The following is a 25,897-nucleotide window of genomic DNA, read 5'->3' on the forward strand; positions in this document are numbered from 1 at the left end:
CATGGCCGAGGCTTACCTGATCATGAGTGAGATTCTTGTGACTGGCGCAACCGGCAATGTCGGCCGACAAGTTGTTGTCCAACTTCTGGCCACACGTACCGCCGTGCGTGCATTGGCGCGTGATCCCGAACTGGCCGAGCTACCGGAGGGAGTCAAGGTCGTAGGCGGGGACCTGTCCCAGCCGGACACGTTGGAGGGGGCACTGGCTGGGAGCGACACGGTGTTCTTGATCTGGCCGTTCCTTACGACCGAGGGCGCCCCTGCGGTACTGAAGGCGATTGGACAGCATGCCCGCCGCATCGTCTATCTCTCATCGTCGGGTGTGAACGAAGACACCGAACGCCAGACCGACCCGATCAGCCAGCTCCACGCCGACATGGAGCGCCTCATCGAAAGATCCGGCATGGAGTGGACTTTCCTGCGCTCGAACACCATCGCCTCCAACGCGCGAGGGTGGGCCGAGCAGATCCGCACCACGCACGTCGTTCGCGGACCCGACATCGCCGCCACGGCGGTGATCCACGAGCGCGATGTCGCGGCCGTGGCGGTACATGCGTTGACCGATGACGGGCACTCAGGTATGAAGCACGTCCTGACCGGCCCGCAGGTACTCAGCAGAGCCGAGCAGGTACACACGATCGGGGAAGCGATCGGCCACCCGACCCGCTTCGAGAGGGTCCCGGTAGAGGTCGCACGTCAGCAGATGCTCGTCGACGGCAGGCCACCCGCCCTCGTCGAGGCACTGTTGGCCAGCGCTGAAACGCGACCCGAATCGAACTTGATCACATCTGCGGTGGAAGAGATCACCGGAGCGCCAGCGCGCACGTTCCGATCATGGGCGGAAGAGCACCTGCTGTCAACTGCTGCCACCTGACTCGCTCTACTACTACGCCGAAGCATGGCCCTGCCAGGCTGTACGGTCCCTGGCGCTGCCGTTCGTCGGCGACCCGGAATACGCCGAGGCATGGAGACCTGAGTACGCCATGCTGGCCTCCAGAAAATTCATCCACCCCGAACAGGAAGAAGCTCGGCACCGCATCCTGAGATGTCAGAACCCTTGATCCACAGGTCTTGACAATACCTCCCGGATGTCGTGCCTATGACGGTGTCGCCCCGGTCTGCCGGGTCACGGGTGCAGGACCTCCAGGAACCGGCCGAGTGCCGAGGTCGCATCAGCCAGCGCGAGGGCCGTCACGGTCACCATCAACGCGGCAAGCAGCACGGCGCTGCGGCGGCTTTCCGGGCGAGCACCCTGCAGGGCGCGGAGCCGGGCGGTGGCCTGGTGGCGCAGGTAGGCCAGCGCCGTTGCGGGACCCCGGCCGGTGCCGGCGAGGGCGGCTCGGGCCAGAGAACGGGCCGCGAGCGGGCGGCTGGCCACCGTGTGCGCGGCGTCCTCGTCGGCCCAGCGTTCCAGCGCGAAGCCGTGTTCTTCACGCAGACCCCGCAGGACCGGGTTGAGCGCGCAGGCCATCTCGCCCAAGGCGTTGTAGTGGTGGTGCCGGTGAGCCAGGTGGGAGTGCTCGTGCGCCAGCAGAACCGCCCGCTCGTCGGCGGGCAGCGCGCGCAGCAAGCGGAGTGCGCAAGACTCTTCCCGACAGCCGGGGAATGTGCTAGAGCGAGGGTCCGTCGCGTCAGCCGGCGAGCGTCACGACCAGCAGCGTGCGGGCGGGTGAGTCGCCGGTGAGGCGGCACCGATGGGGGATGTCGCCCCGGTGGTGGGCACTCTGGCCGGCCTTGAGGCGGATCGCTTCCTGGCCGCGCAGTTCGAGGTCGACCTCGCCTTCGAGGACGTAGACGAAGTCCTCCCCCGTGTGCTCGAACCACGGGCGCTCGCCCTGCCCCGGGGCGAAGTGCTGCTCGTACGCCTCCATGACGTCGCTGCGGCCGCCGGGGATGAGCACGCGGGCGATCTGCCCGGCACTCTCGCTGACGCGGATGACCTGTGGATCGTCCTCGTGGGCCACGGTGTCGGCGGTGCTGGAGGGACGCAGGAAGATACCCGGCGGGAGGCCGAGGGCCTCGGCGATGCGGTAGATCGAGGTCAGGCTGGGGGTCGTCAGCCCGCGTTCCAGCTGGCTGAGGAATGGCTGGGACAGGCCTGAGCGGGCCGCGAGTTCGGCCATGGAGACGCCCAGGCGCTTGCGGTGCCCGCGGATCACGGATCCGACGGCGAGGGCTTCCGGGGTGGGGTCGGGGCGGCGCACGCAAGCGACGGTAGCGCAGTCGGGCATCCACTGCCGGTGGCGCCCGGTGGACGTTTCATGCCGCTGACATGCTGCGGCAATAAACCACGCGAATTATTGACGTCGTCAATATCGAGAGTTCGGGTGAGTGAGAGGAGCCACGTCATGGCTCGCGCTGCAGCGCCGTCCGTCAGGCGTGGGAAGACGGCGTCCACGGGACCACCGCTGGTCTCCGCGGGCCTGCTCCTCCTCCTGTGGTGGGCCGCCGCGCGCGCCGGAGTCCTCGGCGACGGGCTGGTCCCGACGCCCTGGCAGACGCTGAAGGCCGCGCACGCCATGTGGGCCGACGGCACCCTGGCCGCCGACCTCCGGGCCAGCCTGGCGCGGGCCGGGCAGGGCTTCGCCTACGGGGCGACGGCCGGGGTCGCGCTCGGGTTCCTGACCGGGCACCGGCCGCGCGTCGCGGCCCTGGTCTCCCCCGTAATGTCGTTCCTGCGGCCGATCCCGGCCATCGCGCTCGTCCCGCTCATCACCGCCTGGTTCGGCATCGGCGAGCAGGCCAAGCACCTCGTCATCGCGTACGCCGTCTTCCTCGCGGTGTGGCTGTACGTCCACGATGGCGTCGCCCGTATCCCCGCGGACTACCGGCGCGCCGCCCGCACCCTCGGTGTCCCGGCATGGCGCCGGCTGACGGAGGTACTGCTGCCGGCTGCCGCCCCGTCGGTCGTGACCGCACTGCGCCACGGCGCGGGACTGGCGTTCCTCGCCCTGGTCGCCGCCGAGTTGGGCGGGGCGCAGAGCGGGATCGCCTACCGGCTCCAAGTGGACGGGCAGTTCCTGCGCACCGACCACATGTTCGTCGGAATCATCGAACTCGGTCTGCTGGGCCTGGCCGCCGACGCCCTCATCGCCCTCACCGGCCGCCGACTCATCCACTGGAGCACCTCATGATCCGCCTGGAGGGTGTGGAGGTGCGGTACGGCGACGCACTCGCCGTGGCCGCCACGGACCTGGAGTTCGCCCAGGGCTCCTTCACCTCGCTGCTCGGGCCGACCGGCTGCGGCAAGTCCACGCTCCTGAACGTCGTCGCCGGGTTCGTACCGCCGTCGGGCGGGCGCGCCCTGATGGACGGCGCGCCGGTCACCGGTCCGGGCTCGGACCGGGGCATGGTCTTCCAGCACTACGCGCTGCTGCCCTGGTTCACGGCCCGCGGCAACGTCGAGTTCGCCCTCAAGCGGTTCGGCCTGCCGCGCGCCGAACGCCGCGCCCATGCCCTGCGCGCCCTGGACGACGTCGGTCTCGCCGACGCCGCCGAGAAGTACCCGGCACAGCTGTCCGGCGGCATGCGGCAACGGGTCGCGCTGGCCCGCGCGCTGGCCGCCGAACCCCGAGTCCTGCTGATGGACGAGCCGTTCGGCGCGCTCGACGCCATCACCCGCCGCCGGATGCAGCAGCTGCTCGCCGAGCTGTGGCGGCGCACCGGCACCACCGTCGTCCTCGTCACCCACGACGTCGACGAGGCGCTCGTCCTGTCCCAGCGGATCGTCGTCATGGCCGCCGGGCCCGGCCGGGTGATCGCCGACCACCGCATGGACGACGGCACCGCGTCGCCCGAGGACACCCGGCCCCGCATCGTCGCGCAGCTCGACACCGAACCCCGATGACCCACCCCTGCCCAGGAGCTACCGTGCAATTCCGCCTGCCCAGATTCCTCACCACGGTGGCCGCCGTCCTACCGGCGCTCCTCCTCACCACCTGCGGAACATCCACCGGCGCCGCCGACAGGACGACCGCCACCACCCCGGTCACCATCGCCGGCAGCGACTACCTCGGCGGCGCCCCCGTCTACACCGCCGCCCAGGACAAAAGGTGGGCCGCGAACGGCCTCACCTCGCACCTCCAGTCGTTCGCCACCGGCCGCGACGCCCTCAACGCCGTCCTCGGCGGCCAAGCCGAGTACGGAGTGGTCGGCGACCTGCCCGCCGTCTCGGCGATCCTCGGCGGACGGGACATCAAGGTGCTGGCCGCCCTGTCCTCCTTCACCGACTGGCGGCTGCTGACCACCACATCCGCGCGCATCACGTCGTTCGCCGACCTCAAGGGCAGGAAGGTGGGCCTGCCGGAGGGCACCAACGTCCAGTACGCACTGACCGGCATGCTCACCGAGGCCGGCCTGAAACCCGCCGACGTCACCCTGGTCAACCTCGCCCCGAACCAGATCACCGCCTCCCTCGCCCGCGGCGACATCGACGCCGGCCTCACCTTCCCCAGCTTCTACGACGCCACCGGGACGACCCTCGGCACGAAGTACCGCGAACTCCGCTACGCCGGCTACCCGTTCCGCACCCTCCTCATCGCCGGCCCCGGCGCGAACACCTCGACCTCCACCGCCGTCCTGCGCACCCTCACCGCCGCCACCGCAGCCGCCGCCAAAGACCCCTCCGCGGCCCGCAAGGCGGTCATCACCCAGGCCGCGGGAGCCGTCCAACCCGCCTTCGTCAACCGGCACTTCGCCTCCTACGACTACGACGTCACCCTCGACAGGCCGCTGCTGGACCTCCTCCTCGACGAAGGCACCTGGGCGAAGTCCACGCAGAAGCTCCCCGGCACCCCCGACCGGGCCACCTTCCTGAACCACATCGACCGCGCCCCACTCACCGCGGCCGCCGCCACCGCCGTAACCCTCCCCGCGAAGTGATTGAGAACAGGACAGCACTCATGACGTCGGACATCGACCAGAACACCCTGCGCCGCCGCGGGACCGGCCTGCGCGCCCACGACCCCGCACGTTCCTACGGAGGCCACACCCTCTACACGCCCATCGCGGGCGAGGGCGAGGTGTACCTCGTCGACATCCACGGCGAGACCGTCCACGAATGGCACCTGGCCCACCCACCCGGCCGCCACGCCCAGCTCCTGCCCGACGGAACGCTCTTCTACCAGGGCAAGGACACAGCCACCGACCCGCTGTTCCCGATCTGGGAGGTCTACCACGGCGGCATCCTCCAACTCGTCGCCCCCGACGGCACGGTGTTGCGCGAGGCCCGGCACCCCTTCCACCACCACGACGCCAGCGTGCTGCGCAACGGCAACCTGATCCTCCTGGCCGTCGAACCGATCCCCGACCACCTCGCCGCACGCATCCCCGGAGGCGTACCGGGCTCGGAGGCACCCGGCGGGCACGTCTGGGGAGACGTGATCTACGAGATGACCTGGGACGGCGAAGTCCTATGGCGCTGGGCCTCCTTCGAGCACCTGCCCCTCGAAGACACGCCCCTGAACCCCCACTTCGCCCGCGAGCACTGGCCCATGGCCAACACCGTCAACGAACTCGCCGACGGCAGCATCATGGTGGGCTTCCGCAGCGCCTCCACCACCGTGATCGTCGACCGCCCGACGGGCGAGATCACCTGGACCCTGGGCCCGAACGTCCTCGCCCAGCAGCACTACCCGCACGAACTGTCCTCGGGCACGATCCTCGTCTTCGACAACGGCTCCTACCGGGACACCACGTCCGTCCCCTACAGCCGTGTCATCGAGATCGACCGGACCAGCCACCGGATCCTCTGGTCCTACGAGGACAACCCGCCCCAGAACTTCTACAGCCCGTACATGTCCAGCGCCCAGCGCCTGCCCAACGGCAACACCTTCGTCGCCGAGGGCTCCTTCGGCCGCCTCTTCGAGATCACGCACGAGGGCGATGTCGTGTGGGAGTACGTCGTCCCGCACTTCGGGACCTTCGGCACGGGCGTCGGCCTGGAATCGTCACGCGGCGCCCAGAACGCCGTCTTCCGCGCCTACCGCTACGGGCCGGACCGGCTGCCCTGGCTGGAACGCTGAGGCCGGGACCTGGGCTACGGCGCCGCGGCATGTCCCGGCGGTGAAGACGTCGGCCGAGTGCCGTCACAGCTGAGGCACGGCGGATGAGCCGATCCGGGCAGCGGGCTGGAGCCGCGGGTGCCGCAGTGCGACGGAGGTGTTGATCCGCCGGGTGAGGCAGGGGGTGGCGGAGCGGTATGTCACCGAGTTGCGGCCCTGGCCGGAGGAGCGTTTCAGAGTGTCGGCAGGCCGAGCGCGATCATGGTGGACGACAGTCCGTGCCAGGTGCGTACGTCCCAGTCGGTGAGTTGCTGCCAGCGCTGAAGGCGGTACTTCACGGTGTTCGGATGCACGTGCAGGACGCGGGCTGTCGCGGTGAGCGAGAAGCCGTTCTCGGCGAACCTGAGCACGGTCTCTGCCAGGTCGGGGTGTTGTTGCGCGGCCTCTCGGCGCGGTTCGAGCAGCACCGCGAAGCGTTGCGCCGTGGGCGCCAAGGTGGCGAGCAGCCAGTGGTCTGCGAAGGATTTCACCTGTCCCGGATCCGTCAGGGGCAGCGCCGCTCTCGCGTCCGCCATGCTCATCGCGGCGCCGGGGAGCCCGGTCCGCGGCAGGCCGATGCCGAAGCTCGCGTCAGGGTTCTGCCGCTGGGCCGCTTCGACCACGGCCTGCGGCGAGATGTCCTGGACCAGGGCGATCATGAGGTTGCCGCGGGTCGCGCAGCGCAGCGTGCCCGGCCACCGGCGGTGCCGCAGATCCATCATGCGCTCGTCGGTCCAGGCCTCGGCCGGTGAGCACAGTGCCTGGAACCCGCCGGCAGGGTCGAAGGTGAGGGCAGCAGCCAGTTGCTCGAGGTCGACGCCGGCGGGCGCGGCGGTGGCAAGTCCGTCGAGGAACTGGTGGGTCAGCCTCAGGAGCGTGGCATCGGCAGCGCGGACGGCAACGCCGTACGCCTCGGCGGCCGCGCTGCTGGAAGCCTGCACCCACGTCCAGACCATCCCGACGATCGACAGGAGTTGCGCGCCGGCCCGGGTGTCGTGCGACTGAGCACGCGCGAGCAGCACGTTCCACATCTCGCGGTAGCCGACGTGGTAGGCCTCGATGAGGGCATGCAGCGGCAGGCCGGTGGCGGCGCGTTCGGCTCCGAGCGCATGTGCGGCCTCGACCTCTTCGCGGGTGGGCGAGCGGCGTGCGGCCACGCCGGTCAGCAGTCCCTGGTAGTGACGGGTGACGTCGCGTTCCTGCTGCTCGCGGTCCACGATTCTGTAGCTCGGGATCTCGAGCCGTATGCGGTCGACGATCCTCGGGATCACCGTGGGCAGTTCTGCGGCGAGTGATGCGCAGAGTTCGACGACGGGCTGCCACGCCGCGGCGGTGTCGCCCTGCGCCCCGGCCCCTTCGGTCACGGGCTCCACCATGGCCCCTCCCGATATGTGGATTTCGTAGTGCTCTCTCTCGCGATTGCATGGCAGCGGCGCTGCGACCACGCCTCGACGATAGGAGATCAAGAACTCGCACGCTGCACTTTTGTGGACTTCACAAAAACGGTGCGGGGAAGTTCTCGGATTCGGTTCTGGTCCCGCTGACCGGCCGTCAGCAGGCTGGAAGCGGACGCCGCAGGGGCCTGGCCTGGCCCCCGGCGAGGGGTCCTGAAGATCCGGGTGCACGGGAGGACGCGTGGAGACTCCGATGGAGTTCAGTCATGAATCGGTCGTGGTGCGACGCGGGCGGCGAAGCCGGCTGCCGATCGTCGTCGCAGTGCACTCCACTGCTCTCGGCCGTGCGGTCGGCGGCTGCCGGATGTGGGCGTACAACAGCTGGGAGGACGGCCTGCGCGACGCGCTGCGCCTGTCGGAGGGCATGACCCGTAAGTGCGCTGCCGCCGGACTGCCGAACGGCGGCGGCAAGACGGTCGTGGTCCTTCCCACCGGGCGGAGCCTCACCGCGGACGAACGCCGCGCGGCGCTGCACGATGTCGGCGACATCGTGGCGGAGTTCGGCGGCGCCTACGTGACCGGTCCCGACGCGGGGACCGGACCGGCCGACATGGCGGTCATCGGCGAACGGACCGAGCACGTGTTCTGCCGGCCGCAGGCCGCCGGCGGAAGTGGTGACCCCTCGCCGTTCACGGCCCTGGGCGTCGTCGCCGCGCTGCGCTCGACCTGCCTGGCGCTGTTCGGCTCGCCGGCCTTGGCGGGCAGGAAATTCGCGGTGATCGGTCTCGGACACGTCGGGGAGCAGATCGCCCGGCAGTTGGCGGCCGCGGGAGCCGGCCTGATCCTGAGCGACGTCGACCCGGCGAAGCGCTCCCTCAGCGCGGAACTGGGCGCGGTGTTCGCTGCACCCGACGTGGCGGCCACCGCCGAGGTGGACGTGCTCGTCCCCGCCGCGCTCGGCGGCCTGCTGACCCGGGATCTGGTGGCGCGGCTGCGCTGCGGCGCGGTGGCGGGCGCGGCCAACAACCAACTGGCCGATCCCGGCGTGGCGGAGCTGTTGCGGGAGCGCGAGATCCTCTGGGCCCCCGACTACATCGCCAACGCCGGCGGTGTCGTCAACGCGGTCTCCCGCGAAGTCCTGGGCGACGAACCGGAGGAAGCGGTCAAGCGTATCGAGTCGATCGCCGACACGCTGACCGGCCTGTTCGAAACGGCCGCGCGCACGAAGATCACGACCGCGCAGGCCGCCGACGACCTCGCGCGCCGGCGCCTTGCCGCACCGGTTCCCACCGCGCCGGAACCGGCATGAATCCCCGGGTATACGTGCTGGCCCTGGCCACTTTCACCGTCGGCACCGAGGGGTATGTCATCGCCGGCGTGCTGCCGGAGGTCGCGCACTCCATGCATGTGTCCGTGTCGGTGTGCGGGCAGCTGGTCACGGTCTTCGCGCTGGTCTACGCCCTGGGCGGGCCGCCGCTGATCGGCGCGTTCCGCAGAGTGCCGCCGAAGTCGGTGCTGATCGGGGCCATGCTGGCTTTCGCGCTCAGCAACGCCCTCGCGGCGTGCGCACTCGACTATGCCGTACTCGCCGCGGCGCGCGTGCTGGCCGCGTTGAGCGCGGCCCTGCTGGCCGCGCCGGCCGCCGCCGCCGCGGCGGCGCTGTGCCGTCCGCAGGACATGCCCAACGCGATCGCGGTCACCGCCAGCGGCAACGCGCTGGCGCTCACTCTGGGCGCGCCGATCGGCACCTTGATCGGCGGGCTGTTCGGCTGGCGGGGTACGTTCCTGTTCGTCACGGTCCTGGCGCTGGTCACTGCGTTGATGCTGGCGGCTTTGCTGCCGACGGTGCCGGTGGCTCCCGTCGGCACCGGCCGGGCCGAACTGCTGCGCAACCCGGCCGTCCGGTGGAGTCTGCTGACCACCTTCGGGGTCTTCCTCGCCGCGTACTGCACCTACACGTATCTTGCGCCGGTCGTCGAGCGGGCGACCGGGATGGGAAGCCAGGGTGTCGCTGCGCTGATGATCGTCTTCGGTGCGGGTGCGTTGCTGGCCGGGCGCACGATCGGCAGGATCCTGGTCAAGGTGCCCGTGGCACGGGTGCTGTGCGTGGCTCTCTCGCTGATGGCGCTGCTCCTCGCGGCCATTGCCGTCGGCACCGCCTGGCATCCCCGCACCACCGCGGCGATCGCCGCGTTTCCGGTGCTGTTCTGCCTGGGTGCCGCCTGGTGCTGCGGCGGGGTCTCCCAGCAGACACGGATCGCCGCCCTGGCGCCCGCGCAGCGGTCCCTGGCGCTGGGGGTGCACTTCTCCGTGCAGTTCCTGGGAGTCGCCGTCGGCGGTGCTGTCGGCGGCCTCGCCCTGTCGACGGGGGGACCGGTGGCCGTTCCAACCCTGTCTGCGCTGATCGCGTGCGTATCGCTGCTCTCCGTGCGGCGGACCGTTCCGGAACCGGCCGAGACGCCGGCTCGCGAGGCGCCCGCGACGATCCCGCGGTGATCACCACGCGGGAGTGAGCAGTGGGACCAGCCCGGAAAGTTACTCAGAAGCGCCTTCGCATGCGGAGGCGCTTCTGGTGTGTGAAGGGTTGCTCCTGGGGCGCGGAGGCTTCGACGAGTTGGCACCGCCGTTCGGTGAAATCCACAGAATGGCAAGCCTCAGATGTGCGAGAACTGCAACCGGCGATTACGTATTGCCTGCTCGGCGCGGACAAGATGTGCCGTGAAACAAGGACTTAATATCGACTCCGTTGTGCTGCCGAATGCGGCCATTGTCAAGTCGCCCGAGGGGCCTGTAAGTTCGAGTTGAACGAGCAACAAAGGGCCCGCGGCTCTCCTCATCCGAGCCGCGGCTGCCAATAGGGTGCGTCAGCCGCAGGTCAGGGCGTTCTGGGGGATTTCTTATTCGAAGTCCCCTCTGATTTGGGTTGACTTCAAAGCGTTTGGAGAGCTGCCATGCAAGTTTTGCGTGATGCTCGGTTGGATCACGTCGAGTTCTATGTCAAAGACATTGACGCGACCGTCAAAGATCTCGTGTCGAAATACGCCTTCCAGATAGCGGGAACGTCGAGCGCGAGCATCCAGTCCCACCGCTCGATTGCGTTGAGGCAAGGGGGCATCGTGCTCCTGCTCACCCAGGGGCTGACCGAGGATTCCCCGGTGTCCGCCTGGGTCCGCACCCATGGCGACGGCGTGGCCAACATCTGGCTGCGCACGCCGTCGGTCGATGCGGCCTTCGCGGAGGCCGTGGCCAACGGCGCCGAAGCCGTGCTTCAGCCGGTCGAGCGCGCCGGTGTGCTGGTCGCCGGTTTCGGTGCGTTCGGCGATGTCCAGCACGGCCTGGTCGAACGCCCCGATGATGCCGCACCTGGCCAACTGCCGCCGGGCATCGTCCCGGCACCGGAGTCTGCAGCGCAAGTGCCCGCGGAATTCGGTGTGCTGGACCACTTCGCCTACCTCGTCGGAGCCGGCGACCTTCGGAACGCGGTGAAGTTCTATGAATCCGTCCTGGGTTTCTCGGTGATCTTCGAGGACCGGACCATGGTCGGCGGTCAGGGCATGGATTCCCAGGTCGTGCGCAACGCCGCGGGCGACGTCACGTTCACCATCGTCGAGTCCGCCGCGAAGCCGGGGCAGTCCCTGGACTTCATCGCGGAGTTCGTGCAGAACCACGCCGGGCCCGGGGTCGAGCACATCGCGTTCAGCTGCGCGGACATCGTGACGGCCGTTCAGAAGCTGCGCGGGCGCGGGGTGGACTTCCTCGACACTCCGGGCGCTTACTACGACCTGCTGCCGGACCGCCTCGGCGGCGTAGCGCGTCACGAGCTCAAGCAACTGCGCGAACTGGGCATCCTCGCCGACCGGGACCACGGCGGCGAGTTGTTCCAGATCTTCACGCACTCCACGCATCCGCGCAACACCTTCTTCTTCGAGGTGATCGAGCGGGTCGGTGCCGAGACCTTCGGCAAGGGCAACGTCAAGGCGTTGTTCGAGGCCAGGAAGGCGGAGCGGAGCCAGCGGGAGGAACGGTGACGGAGGTGACGGAGGCCGGGCAACCGAGTCGGCCGCAATCCGTGGCCGAGTTCTCCGACGCGGCCTGCGACGTGATATCGCCCGCCGCCTGGGATTTCATCTCTGGCGGCAGCGGTGCCGAGCGGAGCGTGGCGGCCAATCTGCGCGCCTTCGACAACCTGTATGTGGCGCCGCGGATGCTGCGGGACGTATCGCATGTGTCGACCGCATCCCGCCTGGTCGGCACCGAAGCGAGCCTGCCGGTGGCCATCGCGCCGATGGCCTACCACGGGCTGGTACATCCGCAGAGCGAGGCGGCCACCGCACGCGCGGCGAAGACGGCGGGCGTACCGTTCACCGTGGCGATGCTCAGCGGGACACCGGTGGAGCGCATCGCCGAGTCGGGTGCCGACCTGTGGTTCCAGCTGTATTGGCTGCGGGACCGGGGCGCCACGAAGGAACTGGTGAGCCGGGCCGAAGCCGCGGGCTGCCAGGCGCTCATGCTCACCGTCGACGTGCCCCGACTGGGCCGCCGCCTCAAAGACCAGCGCAACGGCTTCGCGCTGCCGCCCGACGTCTACGCCGCCCACTTCCGCGGCGAGGCCGCGATCGGAGCGCAACGGGCCTCGGCCGAAGGTTCGGCCGTCGCCTCGCACACCACCGTGATGTTCGACCCCTCATTGGCGTGGAGCGACATCGAATGGCTGCGGGAGCGCACCCGGCTGCCGCTCGTCGTGAAGGGCATCCTGACTCGCGAGGACGCCCTCATGGCGACGCGCTCGGGCGTGGACGCGCTGGTGGTCTCCAATCACGGCGGGCGTCAGCTCGACGGAGCCGTGCCCGGACTCACGGTGCTGCCGGAGATCCGGGCCGCAGTGGGAGACACGGTGGAAGTACTCGTCGACGGCGGCATCCGATCAGGCTCGGACGTACTCAAGGCCCTGGCTCGCGGCGCCGACGGCGTCCTGCTGGGGCGGCCGATCCTTTACGGGCTCGCCGTCGGCGGCGAGTCGGGCGTCGACGCCGTGCTGTCGCTGCTGCGCGAGGAACTCGAGACGGATCTCGCCCTGTCCGGCTGCCGTACCGTCGGCGAGGCCGCCCACCTGACAACCTACGAATTCAGCGCTTCCAGCAGTACGGGGACTGCATCATGGTGAAGGGCATCATCAAGACGCTCGGACCGTCGGGGACGGACGCGCACGCGGAGGCCGTCCGCATCGGGGGCGAGAACATCGAGCTCTTCCCCTCCTTCCGCGCCGCCATCGACGATTCCGAGACACGCGGCGGCAGGGCGCTGGTCGCCGCCGGGTATCTGGACATGAACAACGGGTCATTGGTCGACTCCTGGGTCGACCTTCATTTCAGCAAGCTGCGTTCGATGACGATGGTCGGGGTCTGGGAGTCGCCGACCAAGCCCATGTGCGTCGCGGTCCATTCGGACTTCTCCGGCGGGATCGCGGACATCCGCTCGGCGGCGTCTCACCCGGCCACCCTGGAGTTCGTGCGCGAGCACATGCCGGTCGACGTGGTGGTCTCGACGGTGCGGGCGAAGCCGGAAGCCGCACGGCTGGTGAGCGAGCAGGCCGTCGATGCCTGCATCGGATCGGTGGACGTCGTCGAATCCATCGAGAATCTGAAGATCTTGAAGAAGCTGGAGGCGACGATGGTGTGGTGCCTGTATGAGCATCGCTGACGTCGCCGCGGACGCGCGGGTCCGGATCGGGGCCCTGCGGGTCGCGCGCGCGTTCCGGGATTTCGTGGAACGGGAGGCTCTCCCCGGCATCGGCGTGGCTGCCGGGGAGTTCTGGGCCGGGTTCGAGCAGCTGATCGACGACCTCGCGCCACGCAATCGCGCACTGCTGGACCGGCGCCGCGCACTGCAGGACAGCGTGGACGCCTGGCACACCGAGCACCGCGGCGAGGACCTCGACGCGGACGCGTATCGCCGGTACCTGACCGAGATCGGCTACCTGGTTGCGACACCGGAGCCCTTCACCGTGGACACCGCCGGTACGGACGCGGAGATCACGCGGATCGCCGGTCCGCAGCTGCTGGTGCCGGTGGTCGACGAGCCCTTCGTGCTCGAAGGGGTCAACGCCCGATGGGGGTCGCTGTATCGCGCCCTGTACAAGACCGACGTGCTTCCTCAGGGCGACACCGGTGAACGCCGCGAGGCGGTCATCGACTTCGCCCGAGGGCTTCTCGACGTGATGGCGCCGCTCGACGAGGGCTCGCACGCGAAATCGACGCGCTATCAAGTCGTCGACGGTGCGCTGCGCGTGCGGGTGGCCGACGGTACGTTCAGCACACTGGCCCCTGCGGCGCGGCTGGCCGGATTCCGCGGTGATCCCGCTCGGCCGTCGGTCTTACTGATCGAACATCATCACCTGCACGTCGAGATCCAGTTCGACCCGGATGGCGCGTTCGGCCGTCTCGACGCGGCCGGCATCCAGGATGTGGTCCCGGAATCCGGGATCTCCACGATCATGGACTTCGAGGACTGCGTCGCTGCCGTTGATGTCACGGACAAGATCGAGGTCTACCGCGCTTGGTTGCGTCTGATGCGCGGCAGCTACACCACGCGGCACGGTGGCGGCATGCATCCCGATCGCCGGTACACCGCCCCGGACGGCAGCCGCATATCGCTGCCCGGGCGGGCACTGCTGTTCGCCCGGATCGTCGGGCAGTTGATGACCACGGACGCGATCCTCGACCACGAGGGCGCCGAGGTGCCGGAAGTCATCGTCGACGCGGTGATCGCCACTCTCGCGGCGCTGCACGATCTGCGGGGCGACACCTCCCGCGTGAACTCCCGTGCCGGCGCGGTGTATCTGGCGGTGCCGAAACTGCACGGGCCGGACGAGTTCGCCTTCATCAATGAGCTCTTCGGCCGCATCGAGCGCTTGCTCGGACTGCCGGATCACACGGTGAAACTCGGTCTCCTTGACGAGGAGCGGCGCACCACCGTCAACCTGGCGGCGTGCCTCGAGGCGGTACGGCATCGAGTCGTCTCCACCAACAACGGCCTGCTCGACCGAACCGCCGACGAGATCCACACGTCGATGGCGGCCGGGCCCATGGTGCCCAAGGCCGCCATGAAGACCCAAGACTGGCAGATGGCGTACGAGCAGTGGCACGTCGACACCTGCCTGGCCCATGGCCTTCAGGGGCGGGCACTGATCGGGCTGGGCATGTGGCCCACCCCCGAGCGGATGAGCGACCTGCTCGCGTCCAAGATCGGCCAGCTCTCTCTGGGCGCGGGGATGACCTGGGTGCCGACCGCCGTCGCCGCGACTCTGCACGCCGTGCACTACCACCAGGTGGACATCGCCGACGTGCAGCGCGAGATCGCGGCGGCCGGACCGCGACGTTCGCTCGGCGAGCTCCTGCGCCCGCCGGTCGCCGAAACCCTCACCGACCTGCGGAGGGAGTTGGACGCCCACTGCTACACCGTTCTCGGCTATGCGGTGCGCTGGGTCGAGCGCGCCGTCGCCAGTTCCCCGATGCCCGCCTTCGACGGTGTCGTCGTACTCGAAGACCGCGCCACGATACGGATGTCGACCCAACTGCTGGCGAACTGGCTGCACCACAACGTGATCACCGTGCGGGATGTGGACGAGGGTCTACGCCGGACGGCGGCGGTCCTCGACGATCGCCTCCACGACGAACCGGGTTACCGGCCGCTGCTCCCTGCACGGGAAGCCTCCCTCGCGTGGCAGGCGGCCCGCGAACTGATCATCCGGGGCGCGACGGCGCCGAACGGCTATACCGAACCGGTGCTGTACCGATTCCGCCGCGAACAAAAGGCCCGGACAGCGTGATGCGGCCGAACCGACGAGAGCGAGAAGGGGAGACCTCGTGCACGCAGTAGTGGTGACCGAGCCCGGCGGCCCTGATGCCCTCCGTTACCGCCGGATGCCGGACCCGGTTCCCGGGCCGGGCGAGGTGCTGGTGCGGACCAGAGCGATCGGCGTGAACTACCGCGACGTGTACGTGCGCAGAGGGGAGTACCCCGCTGAACTCCCCGTTCCCGGCCTCGAAGGAGCAGGCGAGGTCGTGGCGGCGGGCGAGGGAGCCGAGGTCGCCGTCGGGAATCGAGTGGCCTGGGCGTACGGCAGGGCCGGCTATGCCGAACTCGTGGCCGTGCCGGCCGATCAGTGCGTGCCGGTGCCCGACGGGATCGACTGGCAGGTCGCAGGTGGGGCGCTGCTGCAGGGAATGACCGCGCACTACCTCTTGGAGTCGGTGTACCGACCGACGCCGGGAGACGCGATCCTGATTCACGCGGGTGCCGGCGGCATGGGCCAGCTTCTGGTGCAGTGGGCCGCGGCGCGAGGCGCCAAGGTGATCACCACCGTGTCCACCGACGAGAAGGAGAAGCTCGCCCGGGAGGCCGGGGCCTGGCACGTGCTGCGCTACGGTGACGATCTCGCCGATCGTATCCGGGAACTGACGGGCGGCGAAGGTGTCTCCGCCGTCTACGACGGCGTCGGTGCGGCCACCTTCGAGTCGAGCCTCGCCGCGCTTCGGCCGCGGGGCACACTCGCGTTGTTCGGATCCGCGAGCGGCCGAGTGCCGCCGTTCGATCTGCAGCGTCTCGCCGAACTGGGTTCGCTGTTCGTGACCCGGCCGGTGCTGCCGCACTTCGTCCGTACCCGCGCCGAGGTGCTGTGGCGCGCGAACGAGGTCTTCAGCGCGATATCCGAAGACATACTGCGCATACGGTTCGGTGGCACCTACGCCCTGCGCGACGCGGCGCAGGCCCATCGGGCGATCGAGTCCCGCGCCACAGCCGGTTCACTCGTGCTGCTGCCGGCATGATGGTGGACCTTGGCTTGACTCTGTTGGGGATCTTGGAGTTTCCCTGTGCGCCGACTTGGTCAGCGGGCATGCTCGGGGCTGTTTCGCAGGCCGATGCAGTTGCCGAGGTGTACGTTGTCGCTGTGCCTGCCGAAAAACTCATCCGTCCTGGTGGGGGCTGGTGTACGGGTGGTGTACGGGTGGTGTCGAGCGCGGGCGCCTGGGCGGGTGCTCTGGGCACCTGGTGAGTGCACCGGCAGGATGATCTGTCGTGCTGCTTCGACTCGCCCATCCGGGTGTGGCGAATGTGTTCGCCCTGCTGCGGCTGCTGCCGGTGAACAACCAGGACAAAGACGCGGAGACCCTCGCGCTGCGTCATCAGATCACCGTGCTGGAACGCCAGCTCGGCCGGGATCGGGGGCGGTTCGCCCCGAGTGACCGGGTGTTCCTGGCCGCGCTACTGCACCGGCTCCCGCGCGGTGTGCTGCGCCGGGCACGGCTTCTGGTGCGCCCGGACACTGTGCTGCACTGGCACCGTGACCTGGTCTCGCGCCGCCACGCGGCCCGTTCCCGGCCGGGGCGTGCGGGTCGGCCGCGTACCGTGCACTCGATCCGCGTTCTCGTGCTGCGTCTGGCGCGGGAGAATCCCGGCTGGAGCTACCGGCGCATCCACGGCGAGCTGCTGGTTCTGGGCGTACAGGTGGCCGCCTCCACGGTGTGGGAGATCCTGAAGGAGGCGGGGATCGACCCGGCACCCGAGCGGGGTTCCAGCACCTGGACGGACTTTCTGCGCTCCCAGTTCGAGGATGCCCGGACCGACGGCGAGAACGGCGAGAACATGGACGGCCTCGACGCCGGGTGGAGCGACGACGAGTCGGTCACCGTCGACGGACGCGGACCGGCCCGTTCGACGCTCACGCACCGCGCGTGCACGATGAACGGCACCACCACGATCGGCGACGACGCCCGCCTGCGCACCGTGCTGACGCTCGGCGACCGTGCCACCGTCGTCGAGTCGCGCGGTGGTCTGCGTACGGGCTGGTCGCGGCTGGACGACACGGTCACCGGGCACGCCACGTACACGACGGGCGTCCCGCGCGACCAGCGGCACGCGGTCGGCACGACGAGCGAGCGGTACCGACTGTAGGGCCGGGCGTGCCGCTACGACCGCTCCCTGGCGACCGTCAAGGGGGGTGCTCACGGAGGACCGGGACGGCTGCTGAGGCCGGTTGCGTGCGATGGGTCACTCCGGGCGTGATTTACGCGTCCGTAACGCGGAAGTCTCCGGCGGGATCAAGAGCACCTTGAGAGTGATCGTCACGGAAGCCACTTTCCGTATCGCAGAAGTCTCATCCCCGGCTTCTGCGTGTTCACGTCCCCTCTAGGAGTGCCCCGTGCCGCCGACTGCACCCTCCCTGCCGCGACGCGTCGCACGCATACTGCGTACCTCTCTCTTCGCGCAGGTCCTCTGCGCGCTCGTGCTCGGAATCGTCATCGGGAAGCTGTGGCCCGGCTTCGCCGCGGATCTCAAGCCGCTCGGCGACGGTTTCACCCGGCTCATCAAGACGATCATCTCGCCGCTGGTGTTCTGCGTGGTCGTCGTCGGCATCGCCAAGGCCGGTGACCTCAAGGCCTTCGGCCGGATCGGGCTCAAGGCCCTGATCTGGTTCGAGGTCGCGAGTACCGCGGCGCTGATCATCGGCCTGGTCGCCGCCAACGTTGTCCAACCCGGCTCGGCGATGCATGTCGACCCGTCCACCCTGAGCACCAAGGCGGTCGACGCAAAGACGGGCGGCGCCGCGCTGCCCTCGACGACCGAGTTCGTCGTCAACGCGCTGCCCACCAGTTTCATCGGCGCGTTCGCCGAGAACTCCCTGCTCCAGGTGCTCATCCTGGCCTGTCTGGTGGGCGCCGCGCTGCTCCACCTCGGCCACACCAAGGTGCCGAAGGTCCTGCCCGCCGTCGAGCAGGCCCAGGAGATCATCTTCGCGATCGTCGGCTTCGTCATGCGCCTCGCCCCGATCGCGGTGTTCGGCGCGATGGCCGTCCTCATCGGCCAGTACGGGCTCGGCGTGATCAAGACCTACAGCGAGCTGATCATCCTGTGCTATGTCGCCGCCGCGCTGTTCGTCGCGCTGCTTGCCGTCGCCCTGCGCATCGTCACCGGGCTCAGCCTCTGGAAGTTCCTGCGCTACATCCGCGAGGAGATGCTTCTCGCGCTGGGCACCGCGTCCACCGAGTCCGTCATGCCGCGCGTGATGCAGAAGCTGCGCGGAGCCGGCGCCCGCGACGACGCCGTGGGCCTGGTGCTGCCCACCGGCTACTCCTTCAACCTCGACGGCGCCTCGCTCTACCTCTCCATCGGCACCCTGTTCATCGCCCAGGCCGTCGGCGTCGACCTCAGCCTGAGCCAGCAGATCACCGTCGTCCTGGTGCTGATGCTGACCAGCAAGGGCATGGCGGGCATCCCCGGCTCCGCCTTCCTCGCCCTGTCCGCGACCGCCTCCTCGCTCGGTGCCATTCCCGCCGGGGCGGTGGCGCTGCTGCTGGGCGTGGACCGGATCATGGACTCGATGCGGGTGGTGACGAACCTGCTCGGCAACTGTGTCGCCGTCTTCGCCGTCTCCCGCTGGGAGGGCACGCTGGATGTGGAACGGGCGAAGACGGTGCTGGACGGTTCAGCTGTCGCTGCCGAGTCGGAGGCCTCGGTGCCGGAGCCGTCGGTGCGTGTCGCCCAGTAGCTCGGGGCGTGTTGTTTCGTGGGGGCTGCGGGTACGTGGGGGTTGCTCGCGCGGTTCCCCGCGCCCCTACTACGGCCTGCGTGATGTCGTGATCGATCGGCTGCCTGCAAGAGCTCTCCGACCCAGACCATCGAGGCACGGAGTTCGAGGCCGGCGACGTGGCTCTCGGGCGACTTGTCAAAGCGTGTGGCGATGCCGCGCCAGTGTCGATCCCCTCGGAACATGGAGACGATCTATGCGGCCAGTCCCTCGGCGAGGGTGGCTCGGTAGTCACGTTCGTAGTCGATCGGGCTCTTGAACCCGCACACGCTGTGCAGCCGCCTGGCGTTGTAGAAGTCGGTGATCCAGATGGCGATCCGGATCCGGGCCTCGGTGCGGGTGCGGAACGTGTGGCGGTGGACGGATGACACCGTCTTCGTCGCCCTCATCCGCCTTGCTGATGCCCTCGTATGACGCACCCTTACTAAACGGGCCATACATGGAAGTATAGGTGCGTCTACTGCTTCGCCCGCAAGACACACAGCTATCTGGACCTCGACACGGGCATCGGGTTCGACAGCCAGATCGTGGTCAAGGTGAACGCGCCCGAGGTGCTGCGCCGTCAGCTGGCCTCCCGCCGCTGGCAGGGCGACCACGTGGCGATGGGCACCAACGTCGACTGCTACCAGCGCGCGGAGGGCCGCTACCGGCTGATGCCGGGCATCATCACGGCCCTCACCGAGCACGCCAACCCGTTCTCGATCCTCACCAAGGGCACCCTGATCCTGCGCGACCTGGATCTGCTGGTGCGGGCGGCCGAGGTGACGGACGTGGGCATCTCGGTCTCCGTCGGCTTCGTCGACACCGAGCTGTGGCGCACGGTGGAGCCGGGGCACACCCTCGCCCGAGCGCCGTCTGGACGTCGTACGCGCCCTCGGCGAGCACGGCATCGGCTGCGGGGTGCTGATGGCACCGGTCATCCCGTTCCTGAGCGACCATCCGGACCGGCTGCGGGCCACGGTACGGGCGATCGCGGCGGCCGGGGCCACCTCGGTCACCCCGCTGACACTCCATCTGCGGCCCGGCGCCCGGGAGTGGTTCATGGCGTGGCTCGCCCGGCACCACCCGTATCTGGTGCGGCGCTACGAGCGGTTGTACGCGGAGGGTGCCTACGCGCCCAAGTGGTACCAGCGCCGGATCACCCGTCAGGTGCACGAGCTGGCCCAGGAGTACGGCATCGGGCCCACCCGGCCCGGTCTGGCCCGCCGGATCCCCCCGGCGCCGCCGGCCGGTCCGCCGGCCGCGACCGAACCGACCCAGCTCACCCTCCTGTGAGGGCGGCGGCCCCCGCCCTCCGCTGAAGACCGCGTCCGCCCTCCGCCGAGCGGCGTTCGAGGGCTTCGGGCGACCCAATCGGGTCAACTATGCCTATAAAACGTTCTTCAGGGCGCGGACGCCGGGACGATGCGGCGAAAGATGTGAACTTCAACGGTCCGCCGATACCTCTCCGTCCCGGGAGGACGCATGACACCACGCGCAGCCGTGCTGTGCGCATCCGCCGCAGTGCTGGCGGGCTCCGTCACGGCCCTGCCCGCCCAAGCGGCCCCGCCCGCTCCCGCCGCCCCGCTCGTCTGGAAGGCGTGCGGCACCAATGCCTATCCGACGCTCCAGTGCGCGTCCCTGAAGGTGCCGCTGGACCACAGCCACCCGTCGGGCCGGCAGATCACGCTCGCCCTCTCCCGCGTCCCGCACACCGCGCAGACCTCGCAGGGCCCCCTCCTGGTCAACCCGGGCGGCCCCGGCGGCAGCGGCCTCAGGCTCGCCGGATACGTCGCCTCGGCCCTGCCGGCGGACGTCGCCGCGCAGTACGACGTCATCGGCTTCGACCCGCGCGGGGTCGGCCAGAGCAGCCCCGCGCTGGACTGCGCGCCCGACCACTTCAAGACGGTACGCCCGGACACGGTGCCCGCCTCGGCCGCGCTGGAGCGGGCCAACATCGCGCGCGCGAAGTCCTTCGCCGCCGCCTGCTCCCGCAAGTACGCCGATGTGCTGCCGTACATCGACACCGTCAGCGCCGTACGCGACATGGACTCCATCCGCCAGGCACTGGGCGCGCCGAAGATCAACTACTTCGGCTACTCCTATGGCACCTACCTGGGCGCGGTCTACGCGAAGCTGTACCCGGAGCGGGTCCGCCGTCTGGTGCTGGACTCGATCGTCGACCCGACCGGCGTCTGGTACAAGGACAACCTCGCCCAGGACTACGCCTTCGACGACCGCCACCGCGCGCTGATGGCGTGGATCGCCCGGTACGACTCCGCCTATCACCTCGGCAAGGACCCCGCGAAGATCGAGGCCGCGTGGTACGCGATGCGGGCGGCCCTGGCGAAGAAGCCGGCCGAGGGCAAGGTGGGCGCCTCGGAGCTGGAGGACACCTTCATCCCGGGCGGCTACTACGACGGCAACTGGCCCTATCTCGCCGAGGCGTTCGCGGCGTATGTGCGCGACCGGAACACCGCTCCGCTGCTGGAGGCGTACGAGAAGTTCGGTGCCGTGGACGGCGCGGGCGAGAACGGCTACAGCATCTACGCCGCGGTGCAGTGCCGTGACACCTCCTGGCCCACCGGCTGGAGCCGATGGCGTACGGACACCTGGACGGTGTACCGCAAGGCGCCCTTCATGGCATGGAACAACGCCTGGTACAACGCGCCGTGTGCGTTCTGGCCGACCTCGAAGCACAGCCCGATCAGCGTCGCCAACAGCAAGCTGCCGCCGACGCTGCTCTTCCAGGCGACGAACGACGCGGCCACACCCTATCCCGGCGGGGTCACGGTCCACCGGCTGCTCGCCCGCTCCAGCCTGGTGGTCGAGGACGGCGGCGGCAACCATGGCATCACACTGAGCGAGAACAGCTGCCTGGACACGTATCTGGCCGCGTATCTGACGGACGGTACGGTGCCGCGTGGCCCGGGTGTCGCCGACGCGGTGTGCCGGAAGTCGCCGGATCCGAAGCCGCTGGCCACGAAGTCCGCGACGGCCCCCTCCGGCGGTGAGACCCTGCACGCCCTGCTGGGGATGCGCCGCTGAGCGACCGCGTGATACGTCGGGGGCGTTGTCAGTGGGACGGTCCGCCATGGAGCCATGAGCGTCAGCCCTGGCTCCATGAGTGGACCGACCCGGATCGCCACCCCCGCCGGCGTGGCCCGCGACACCCGCTCACCTGCGCCGATGAGGCACCGTCACTTTCCCGCGACCTGATCCGCCGGACAGGCCCTAGCCGCGCTTGTCACGCCGTCCACTGTGCGGCCGGCCGCGCTGGACGACCGCCGTGCGGCGGATCGTGTGGGCGCCGGCGCCGACCACCAGCAACAGCCCGATCCCGCACGGCAGTACGCTCTTTCCGACCCCCAGCTGCCCCTTCGTCCCGGCCATCGGGAGGACCACATGTGCCGGGTCGTAGACCACCGGCACCTGGCCGTCGACCAGGGGCGTCAGGCGCTTGCAGGTGCCGCTCGACGCCTCCAGCCGCCGCGTGTCGCCGCCCGGCAGGATGACCGTGCAGGTGTACGCCTCGCCGCCGCCGCGCGTGCGCGAGGTGCTCTGGTCGACGACGGTCGCCGTGCCCTCCTTGCCCCAGGTGTCGAGGTAGACCCGGGGAGTGGCATAGCCCGCGCCGACGACGAGTATCGCGTAGCCGAGCCCGGCGAGGATGCCGGCGGCCTTGTGTCCCGGCGCGCGCGGCATCCGCCGCCGGAGCCAGAAGACATACAGGACGGTGAACGCGACCCAGGTGGCGACGGCGGGCCAGCGCCCCACCCGCACCGCGACGAGAGAGCTGGCCGCCACCATGGCGAGGTCGAAGCCGAGCAGCTGCGACCATCGCCGTACGACGTGCCGCAGCGGCGGCTCCCGCTCCGACCGGGCGGGCCAGCGCAGTTCCTTGCCCAGGCGGCGGAACAGTTCCTCTTCCGAGGGGTCCGGGTCCTTCGGGCGGCCCGGGCCCTTGCCGCTCATATATCGCTCACGGCAGGGCACCCTAACAGCGCCCCGCCGCCCGCCCCCGAGGCGCCGCCCGCTCGGTACCGCGCCGCTGACCGGCGGTCACCTGGCCTGTTCCTCCTCCGGGATGCCCGCCAGCGCCCGCACCGCCGCCCTGGCCAGTACCGGATGGGCGAGGGCCTCCTTCAGGACACGGCGGGCACGGGGGTCGGCGAGGGCGCCCAGACCCTCGACACACGAGAGGGCGACCCGGTGGTAGGGGTCGTGCGGGCGCAGCCGCCGCTCCAGTGTGGTGATGAGCGCGGGGACGGACTCGGGAGCGCGCAGTTCCACCAGGAGCCGTACGGGGTGCAGGGCGTAGGCCACCCGCAGCTCGTTCGTCGCCAGCGCTGCCGCCGCCCTGGCCGTGCGCGGGTCGCCGAGCCGGGCGAGGGCATAGGCGGCGGAGGCGCAGCGCGGTGGGTCGCGGTGGTTGAGGAGCAGCACCAGGGACTCGAAGGCCCGCCGGTCGCGGGCGACACCGAGCCGGAACGCGACCAGCTCCCTGGCCCACAGCGGCTGTCCGGGCGCGGTGAGCACCTCCGCGAGTTCGTCGTGGTCCTCGGTCGCCAGCAGCCGGTCGAACGCTGCCGGGCCGCGCGACTCCTGCCGTAAGCGCTCCGTGAGCGATCGCAACTCTTCGTCCACGAAGTCCAGCGTAGGCGGGTCGTGGGGGCGGCGGGAGCTACATCACAAAGTCCGGTGCGACTCAGGTCTGGCGCGCTCGTTACTCGCCGGTTAAGCTCAGACGAGCGAGTTACCCACTCGCACTTCCACCGGCGGCGGTTTGGTGACGCAGTCGTCGTCGGGGACACCTCCCACCCTCTCGGGGCGATGGGAGACTCGGTCGGTTCGGTACGACGTGTACCGCAGTACGACCCGGCTCCGGGACAGGGCCGGTCGGAATCCCTGCCGTTCGCGGGCGTGTGCACGCCCGCGGCACCGGCAGCAGCACCGGGCGTGTGCGCTCGCAGCCCGGCAACACCCGCACTCCTTCCCCGCACCGTGGTGCGCCGCCCGGCGCACCCGGCGCGCTCCTCGTCGTCACCCTCATTCCTGGAGTCCCGCGATGGCCACTCCCCTGTCCCCCCAGTCCGGCACCCCGCTGTCCGCCTTCACGACGATCGCCGTCGTCGGCCTCGGCACCATGGGCACCGGCATCACCGAGGTCCTCGCGAAGGCCGGTCGCGAGGTGATCGGCATCGACGTCAGCGAGGCCCAGGCCGCGCGCGCCCTCGCCGCTCTGGAGTCCTCCACCGCCCGCTGTGTGGAGCGCGGCCGGCTCACCGAGTCCGAGCGTGCCGAGGCACTGGCCCGTGTCCGCACCACGACCGACCTGACCGCGGCCGCCGACGCCGACCTCGTCATCGAGGTGGCCCCGGAGTCGTACGAGACCAAGCACCAGATCTTCCGCGAGCTGGACGGCATCGTCCGCCCCGACACGATCCTCGCGACCGGCACCAACGCCCTGTCCGTCACCCGGCTCGCGGCCGACTCGGCCCGCCCCGAGCGGGTGCTCGGCCTGCACTTCTTCAACCCGGCGCCGGCGATGAAGCTGGTCGAGGTGGTCTCCTCGGTGCTGACCGCGCCGCAGGCCGTCGCCGCGGTCACGGACCTCGCGATCGAGCTGGGCAAGGAGCCGGTCGCGGTCGGCGACCGCCCCGGCTTCGTCGCCGACGGCCTGCTGTTCGGCTATCTCAACCAGGCCGCGGCGATGTACGAGGCCCGCTATGCCTCCCGCGAGGACATCGACGCGGCCATGCGGCTCGGCTGCGGTCTGCCGATGGGCCCGCTCGCACTGCTGGACCTGATCGGCGTCGACACCGCGCGGACGGTCCTGGAGGCCATGTACGCCGAGTCCCGCGACCGGCTGCACGCCCCCGCCCCGATCCTGAAGCAGCTCAGCGAGGCGGGCCTGACCGGCCGCAAGTCCGGGCGCGGCTTCTACAGCTACGCGGCGCCGGGCAGCGCCACGGTCGTGCCGGACGCGCTGACCCCGGCGGAGGGGGACACCAAGGCCGCCGGCCGCACCGTCCGCTCGGTGGGCGTCGCCGGCTCCGGCACCATGGCCTCGGGCATCGCCGAGGTGTTCGCCAAGGCGGGCTACGACGTCGTCCTGGCCGCCCGCAGCGAGGAGAAGGCGCAGACCGCCAAGGCCCGTATCGGCAAGTCCCTTTCGCGCTCTGTCGACAAGGGCCGGCTGACCGCCGAGGCCGCCGCGCAGATCCTGGACCGGATCGCCCCGGCCGGGTCCTACGACGCCTTCGCCGAGGTCGACCTGGCCGTCGAGGCGATCGCCGAGGACCTGGAGATCAAGCGGCAGCTGTTCGCCACACTGGACAAGGTCTGCAAGCCGGGCGCGGTCCTCGCGACGACCACCTCCTCGCTGCCCGTCGTCGCCTGCGCCCGCGCCACCTCACGTCCGCAGGACGTCATCGGCATGCACTTCTTCAACCCGGCGCCGGCGATGAAGCTGGTCGAGGTCGTGCGGACCGTGCTGACGGCCGACGATGTCCACGCGACGGTCCGCGAGGTCTGCGCGAAGATCAAGAAGCACGCGGTGGACTGCGGCGACCGGGCCGGCTTCATCGTGAACGCACTGCTGTTCCCGTACCTGAACAACGCCATCAAGATGGTCGAGGAACACTATGCGTCCCTGGACGACATCGACGCGGCGATGAAGCTCGGCGGCGGCTATCCGATGGGCCCCTTCGAGCTGCTGGACGTGGTCGGTCTGGATGTCTCGCTGGCCATCGAGAAGGTCCTGCACCGCGAGTTCCGCGACCCCGGCCTGGCCCCGGCCCCGCTCCTTGAGCACCTGGTGGCCGCGGGCTGCCTCGGCCGCAAGACCGGCCGCGGCTTCCGCGAGTATGCCCGCCGCTGACGGCGTCGGCGAC

Annotated in this window: 21 protein-coding genes and 3 pseudogenes; 18 read left to right on the forward strand and 6 right to left on the reverse strand. The window is 69.9% G+C overall.

Features of this window, described 5'->3' with window-relative positions; all coding sequences use genetic code 11:
- Window position 1: 1 nt before the first annotated feature.
- A complete protein-coding gene (locus tag IE277_RS08730) occupies window positions 2–874 on the forward strand; it encodes an NAD(P)H-binding protein (protein WP_189950220.1) in 873 nt (290 codons plus the stop codon).
- A 252-nt stretch (window positions 875–1,126) separates the two neighbouring features.
- Here the strand turns inward: IE277_RS08730 and IE277_RS08735 are convergent, their stop codons facing one another.
- Both IE277_RS08735 and IE277_RS08740 read right to left on the reverse strand, forming a co-directional pair.
- Window positions 1,127–1,570: a hypothetical protein gene (locus IE277_RS08735; protein WP_189950222.1), complete on the reverse strand. Its 444-nt coding sequence runs from the start codon at window positions 1,568–1,570 to the stop codon at window positions 1,127–1,129.
- Between the two features lie 61 nt (window positions 1,571–1,631).
- The gene (locus IE277_RS08740; protein WP_189950224.1) at window positions 1,632–2,204 is read right to left on the reverse strand and encodes a helix-turn-helix domain-containing protein; all 573 of its coding nucleotides are present in this window, start codon (window positions 2,202–2,204) and stop codon (window positions 1,632–1,634) included.
- Window positions 2,205–2,348: 144 nt separating this feature from the next.
- On the opposite strand from IE277_RS08740, the gene IE277_RS08745 reads away from it, so the two are divergent.
- From IE277_RS08745 to IE277_RS08760, 4 genes are read left to right on the forward strand one after another with little or no spacing between them, the layout of a single operon-like run.
- On the forward strand, window positions 2,349–3,134 hold the full coding sequence (locus IE277_RS08745) for an ABC transporter permease (RefSeq protein ID WP_189950226.1): 786 nt from the start codon (window positions 2,349–2,351) through the stop codon (window positions 3,132–3,134).
- On the forward strand, window positions 3,131–3,847 hold the full coding sequence (locus IE277_RS08750) for an ABC transporter ATP-binding protein (RefSeq protein WP_189950227.1): 717 nt from the start codon (window positions 3,131–3,133) through the stop codon (window positions 3,845–3,847). Before IE277_RS08745 ends, IE277_RS08750 begins: the two co-directional genes overlap by 4 nt.
- A gap of 23 nt (window positions 3,848–3,870) precedes the next feature.
- A complete protein-coding gene (locus IE277_RS08755) occupies window positions 3,871–4,881 on the forward strand; it encodes an ABC transporter substrate-binding protein (RefSeq protein ID WP_229881039.1) in 1,011 nt (336 codons plus the stop codon).
- A gap of 20 nt (window positions 4,882–4,901) precedes the next feature.
- On the forward strand, window positions 4,902–6,023 hold the full coding sequence (locus tag IE277_RS08760; protein WP_189950231.1) for an aryl-sulfate sulfotransferase: 1,122 nt from the start codon (window positions 4,902–4,904) through the stop codon (window positions 6,021–6,023).
- A 212-nt stretch (window positions 6,024–6,235) separates the two neighbouring features.
- Here the strand turns inward: IE277_RS08760 and IE277_RS08765 are convergent, their stop codons facing one another.
- Window positions 6,236–7,486 carry a PucR family transcriptional regulator gene (locus tag IE277_RS08765; RefSeq protein WP_189950233.1) on the reverse strand — a complete coding sequence of 417 codons (1,251 nt, stop codon included), beginning with the start codon at window positions 7,484–7,486 and terminating at the stop codon, window positions 6,236–6,238.
- A gap of 202 nt (window positions 7,487–7,688) precedes the next feature.
- Here IE277_RS08765 and IE277_RS08770 point away from each other — a divergent pair, with 202 nt between their 5' ends.
- The 10 genes and pseudogenes from IE277_RS08770 (at window position 7,689) to IE277_RS08815 (ending at window position 18,983) form a co-directional block, all read left to right on the forward strand.
- A complete protein-coding gene (locus tag IE277_RS08770; protein WP_189950235.1) occupies window positions 7,689–8,744 on the forward strand; it encodes a Glu/Leu/Phe/Val dehydrogenase family protein in 1,056 nt (351 codons plus the stop codon).
- Entirely contained in the window at window positions 8,741–9,931 is a 1,191-nt protein-coding gene (locus IE277_RS08775; RefSeq protein ID WP_189950236.1) for an MFS transporter, read from the forward strand. Before IE277_RS08770 ends, IE277_RS08775 begins: the two co-directional genes overlap by 4 nt.
- A gap of 455 nt (window positions 9,932–10,386) precedes the next feature.
- Window positions 10,387–11,463, forward strand: a complete 1,077-nt coding sequence (gene hppD / locus IE277_RS08780) for a 4-hydroxyphenylpyruvate dioxygenase (RefSeq protein ID WP_189950238.1) — start codon at window positions 10,387–10,389, stop codon at window positions 11,461–11,463.
- Entirely contained in the window at window positions 11,460–12,599 is a 1,140-nt protein-coding gene (locus IE277_RS08785; RefSeq protein WP_229881042.1) for an alpha-hydroxy acid oxidase, read from the forward strand. The genes hppD and IE277_RS08785 overlap by 4 nt, the downstream gene beginning before the upstream one ends.
- Window positions 12,593–13,135, forward strand: coding sequence for a hypothetical protein (locus IE277_RS08790; RefSeq protein WP_189950240.1), 543 nt, complete (start codon window positions 12,593–12,595; stop codon window positions 13,133–13,135). Before IE277_RS08785 ends, IE277_RS08790 begins: the two co-directional genes overlap by 7 nt.
- Entirely contained in the window at window positions 13,122–15,263 is a 2,142-nt protein-coding gene (locus tag IE277_RS08795) for a malate synthase G (RefSeq protein WP_189950242.1), read from the forward strand. The genes IE277_RS08790 and IE277_RS08795 overlap by 14 nt, the downstream gene beginning before the upstream one ends.
- 37 nt (window positions 15,264–15,300) lie before the next feature.
- A complete protein-coding gene (locus IE277_RS08800) occupies window positions 15,301–16,263 on the forward strand; it encodes a quinone oxidoreductase family protein (RefSeq protein WP_189950244.1) in 963 nt (320 codons plus the stop codon).
- A 250-nt stretch (window positions 16,264–16,513) separates the two neighbouring features.
- Window positions 16,514–17,041: pseudogene (locus IE277_RS49170) on the forward strand (helix-turn-helix domain-containing protein); the annotation flags it as partial.
- Window positions 17,042–17,068: 27 nt separating this feature from the next.
- Window positions 17,069–17,465: pseudogene (locus IE277_RS49175) on the forward strand (peptide-N4-asparagine amidase); the annotation flags it as partial.
- 171 nt (window positions 17,466–17,636) lie between these two features.
- Window positions 17,637–18,983: a cation:dicarboxylate symporter family transporter gene (locus tag IE277_RS08815; RefSeq protein ID WP_189950246.1), complete on the forward strand. Its 1,347-nt coding sequence runs from the start codon at window positions 17,637–17,639 to the stop codon at window positions 18,981–18,983.
- Window positions 18,984–19,216: 233 nt separating this feature from the next.
- Here IE277_RS08815 and IE277_RS08820 read toward each other — a convergent pair whose 3' ends face one another.
- Window positions 19,217–19,411 carry a hypothetical protein gene (locus tag IE277_RS08820; RefSeq protein WP_189950248.1) on the reverse strand — a complete coding sequence of 65 codons (195 nt, stop codon included), beginning with the start codon at window positions 19,409–19,411 and terminating at the stop codon, window positions 19,217–19,219.
- A 57-nt stretch (window positions 19,412–19,468) separates the two neighbouring features.
- Between IE277_RS08820 and IE277_RS08825 the strand changes: the two are divergent.
- Window positions 19,469–20,297, forward strand: a pseudogene (locus tag IE277_RS08825) (radical SAM protein); the annotation flags it as partial.
- A 189-nt stretch (window positions 20,298–20,486) separates the two neighbouring features.
- Window positions 20,487–22,049, forward strand: coding sequence for an alpha/beta hydrolase (locus IE277_RS08830; protein WP_189950249.1), 1,563 nt, complete (start codon window positions 20,487–20,489; stop codon window positions 22,047–22,049).
- Window positions 22,050–22,235: 186 nt separating this feature from the next.
- Here IE277_RS08830 and IE277_RS08835 read toward each other — a convergent pair whose 3' ends face one another.
- Together IE277_RS08835 and IE277_RS08840 are read right to left on the reverse strand one after the other, a co-directional pair.
- Entirely contained in the window at window positions 22,236–22,976 is a 741-nt protein-coding gene (locus tag IE277_RS08835) for a hypothetical protein (RefSeq protein ID WP_189950253.1), read from the reverse strand.
- Between the two features lie 87 nt (window positions 22,977–23,063).
- Complete coding sequence (locus tag IE277_RS08840) at window positions 23,064–23,648, reverse strand: adenylosuccinate lyase (protein WP_189950255.1); 585 nt, start codon at window positions 23,646–23,648, stop codon at window positions 23,064–23,066.
- Between the two features lie 421 nt (window positions 23,649–24,069).
- Between IE277_RS08840 and IE277_RS08845 the strand changes: the two genes are divergently transcribed.
- The gene (locus IE277_RS08845) at window positions 24,070–25,884 is read left to right on the forward strand and encodes a 3-hydroxyacyl-CoA dehydrogenase family protein (RefSeq protein ID WP_189950257.1); all 1,815 of its coding nucleotides are present in this window, start codon (window positions 24,070–24,072) and stop codon (window positions 25,882–25,884) included.
- Window positions 25,885–25,897 lie beyond the last annotated feature (13 nt).

This window comes from Streptomyces alanosinicus (genome assembly GCF_014650595.1).
Lineage (GTDB): Bacteria > Actinomycetota > Actinomycetes > Streptomycetales > Streptomycetaceae > Streptomyces > Streptomyces alanosinicus.

What these genes read in the sequence shown, in the direction of transcription:
- IE277_RS08795 (WP_189950242.1), top strand. Translation starts at nt 13,122, where the DNA reads ATGAGCATCGCTGACGTCGCCGCGGACGCGCGGGTCCGGATCGGGGCC.
- IE277_RS08760 (WP_189950231.1), top strand. Translation starts at nt 4,902, where the DNA reads ATGACGTCGGACATCGACCAGAACACCCTGCGCCGCCGCGGGACCGGC.
- IE277_RS08775 (WP_189950236.1), top strand. Translation starts at nt 8,741, where the DNA reads ATGAATCCCCGGGTATACGTGCTGGCCCTGGCCACTTTCACCGTCGGC.
- IE277_RS08830 (WP_189950249.1), top strand. Translation starts at nt 20,487, where the DNA reads ATGACACCACGCGCAGCCGTGCTGTGCGCATCCGCCGCAGTGCTGGCG.
- IE277_RS08745 (WP_189950226.1), top strand. Translation starts at nt 2,349, where the DNA reads ATGGCTCGCGCTGCAGCGCCGTCCGTCAGGCGTGGGAAGACGGCGTCC.
- IE277_RS08790 (WP_189950240.1), top strand. Translation starts at nt 12,593, where the DNA reads ATGGTGAAGGGCATCATCAAGACGCTCGGACCGTCGGGGACGGACGCG.
- IE277_RS08770 (WP_189950235.1), top strand. Translation starts at nt 7,689, where the DNA reads ATGGAGTTCAGTCATGAATCGGTCGTGGTGCGACGCGGGCGGCGAAGC.
- hppD (WP_189950238.1), top strand. Translation starts at nt 10,387, where the DNA reads ATGCAAGTTTTGCGTGATGCTCGGTTGGATCACGTCGAGTTCTATGTC.
- IE277_RS08730 (WP_189950220.1), top strand. Translation starts at nt 2, where the DNA reads ATGGCCGAGGCTTACCTGATCATGAGTGAGATTCTTGTGACTGGCGCA.
- IE277_RS08820 (WP_189950248.1), bottom strand. Translation starts at nt 19,411, where the DNA reads ATGAGGGCGACGAAGACGGTGTCATCCGTCCACCGCCACACGTTCCGC.
- IE277_RS08845 (WP_189950257.1), top strand. Translation starts at nt 24,070, where the DNA reads ATGGCCACTCCCCTGTCCCCCCAGTCCGGCACCCCGCTGTCCGCCTTC.
- IE277_RS08750 (WP_189950227.1), top strand. Translation starts at nt 3,131, where the DNA reads ATGATCCGCCTGGAGGGTGTGGAGGTGCGGTACGGCGACGCACTCGCC.
- IE277_RS08835 (WP_189950253.1), bottom strand. Translation starts at nt 22,976, where the DNA reads ATGAGCGGCAAGGGCCCGGGCCGCCCGAAGGACCCGGACCCCTCGGAA.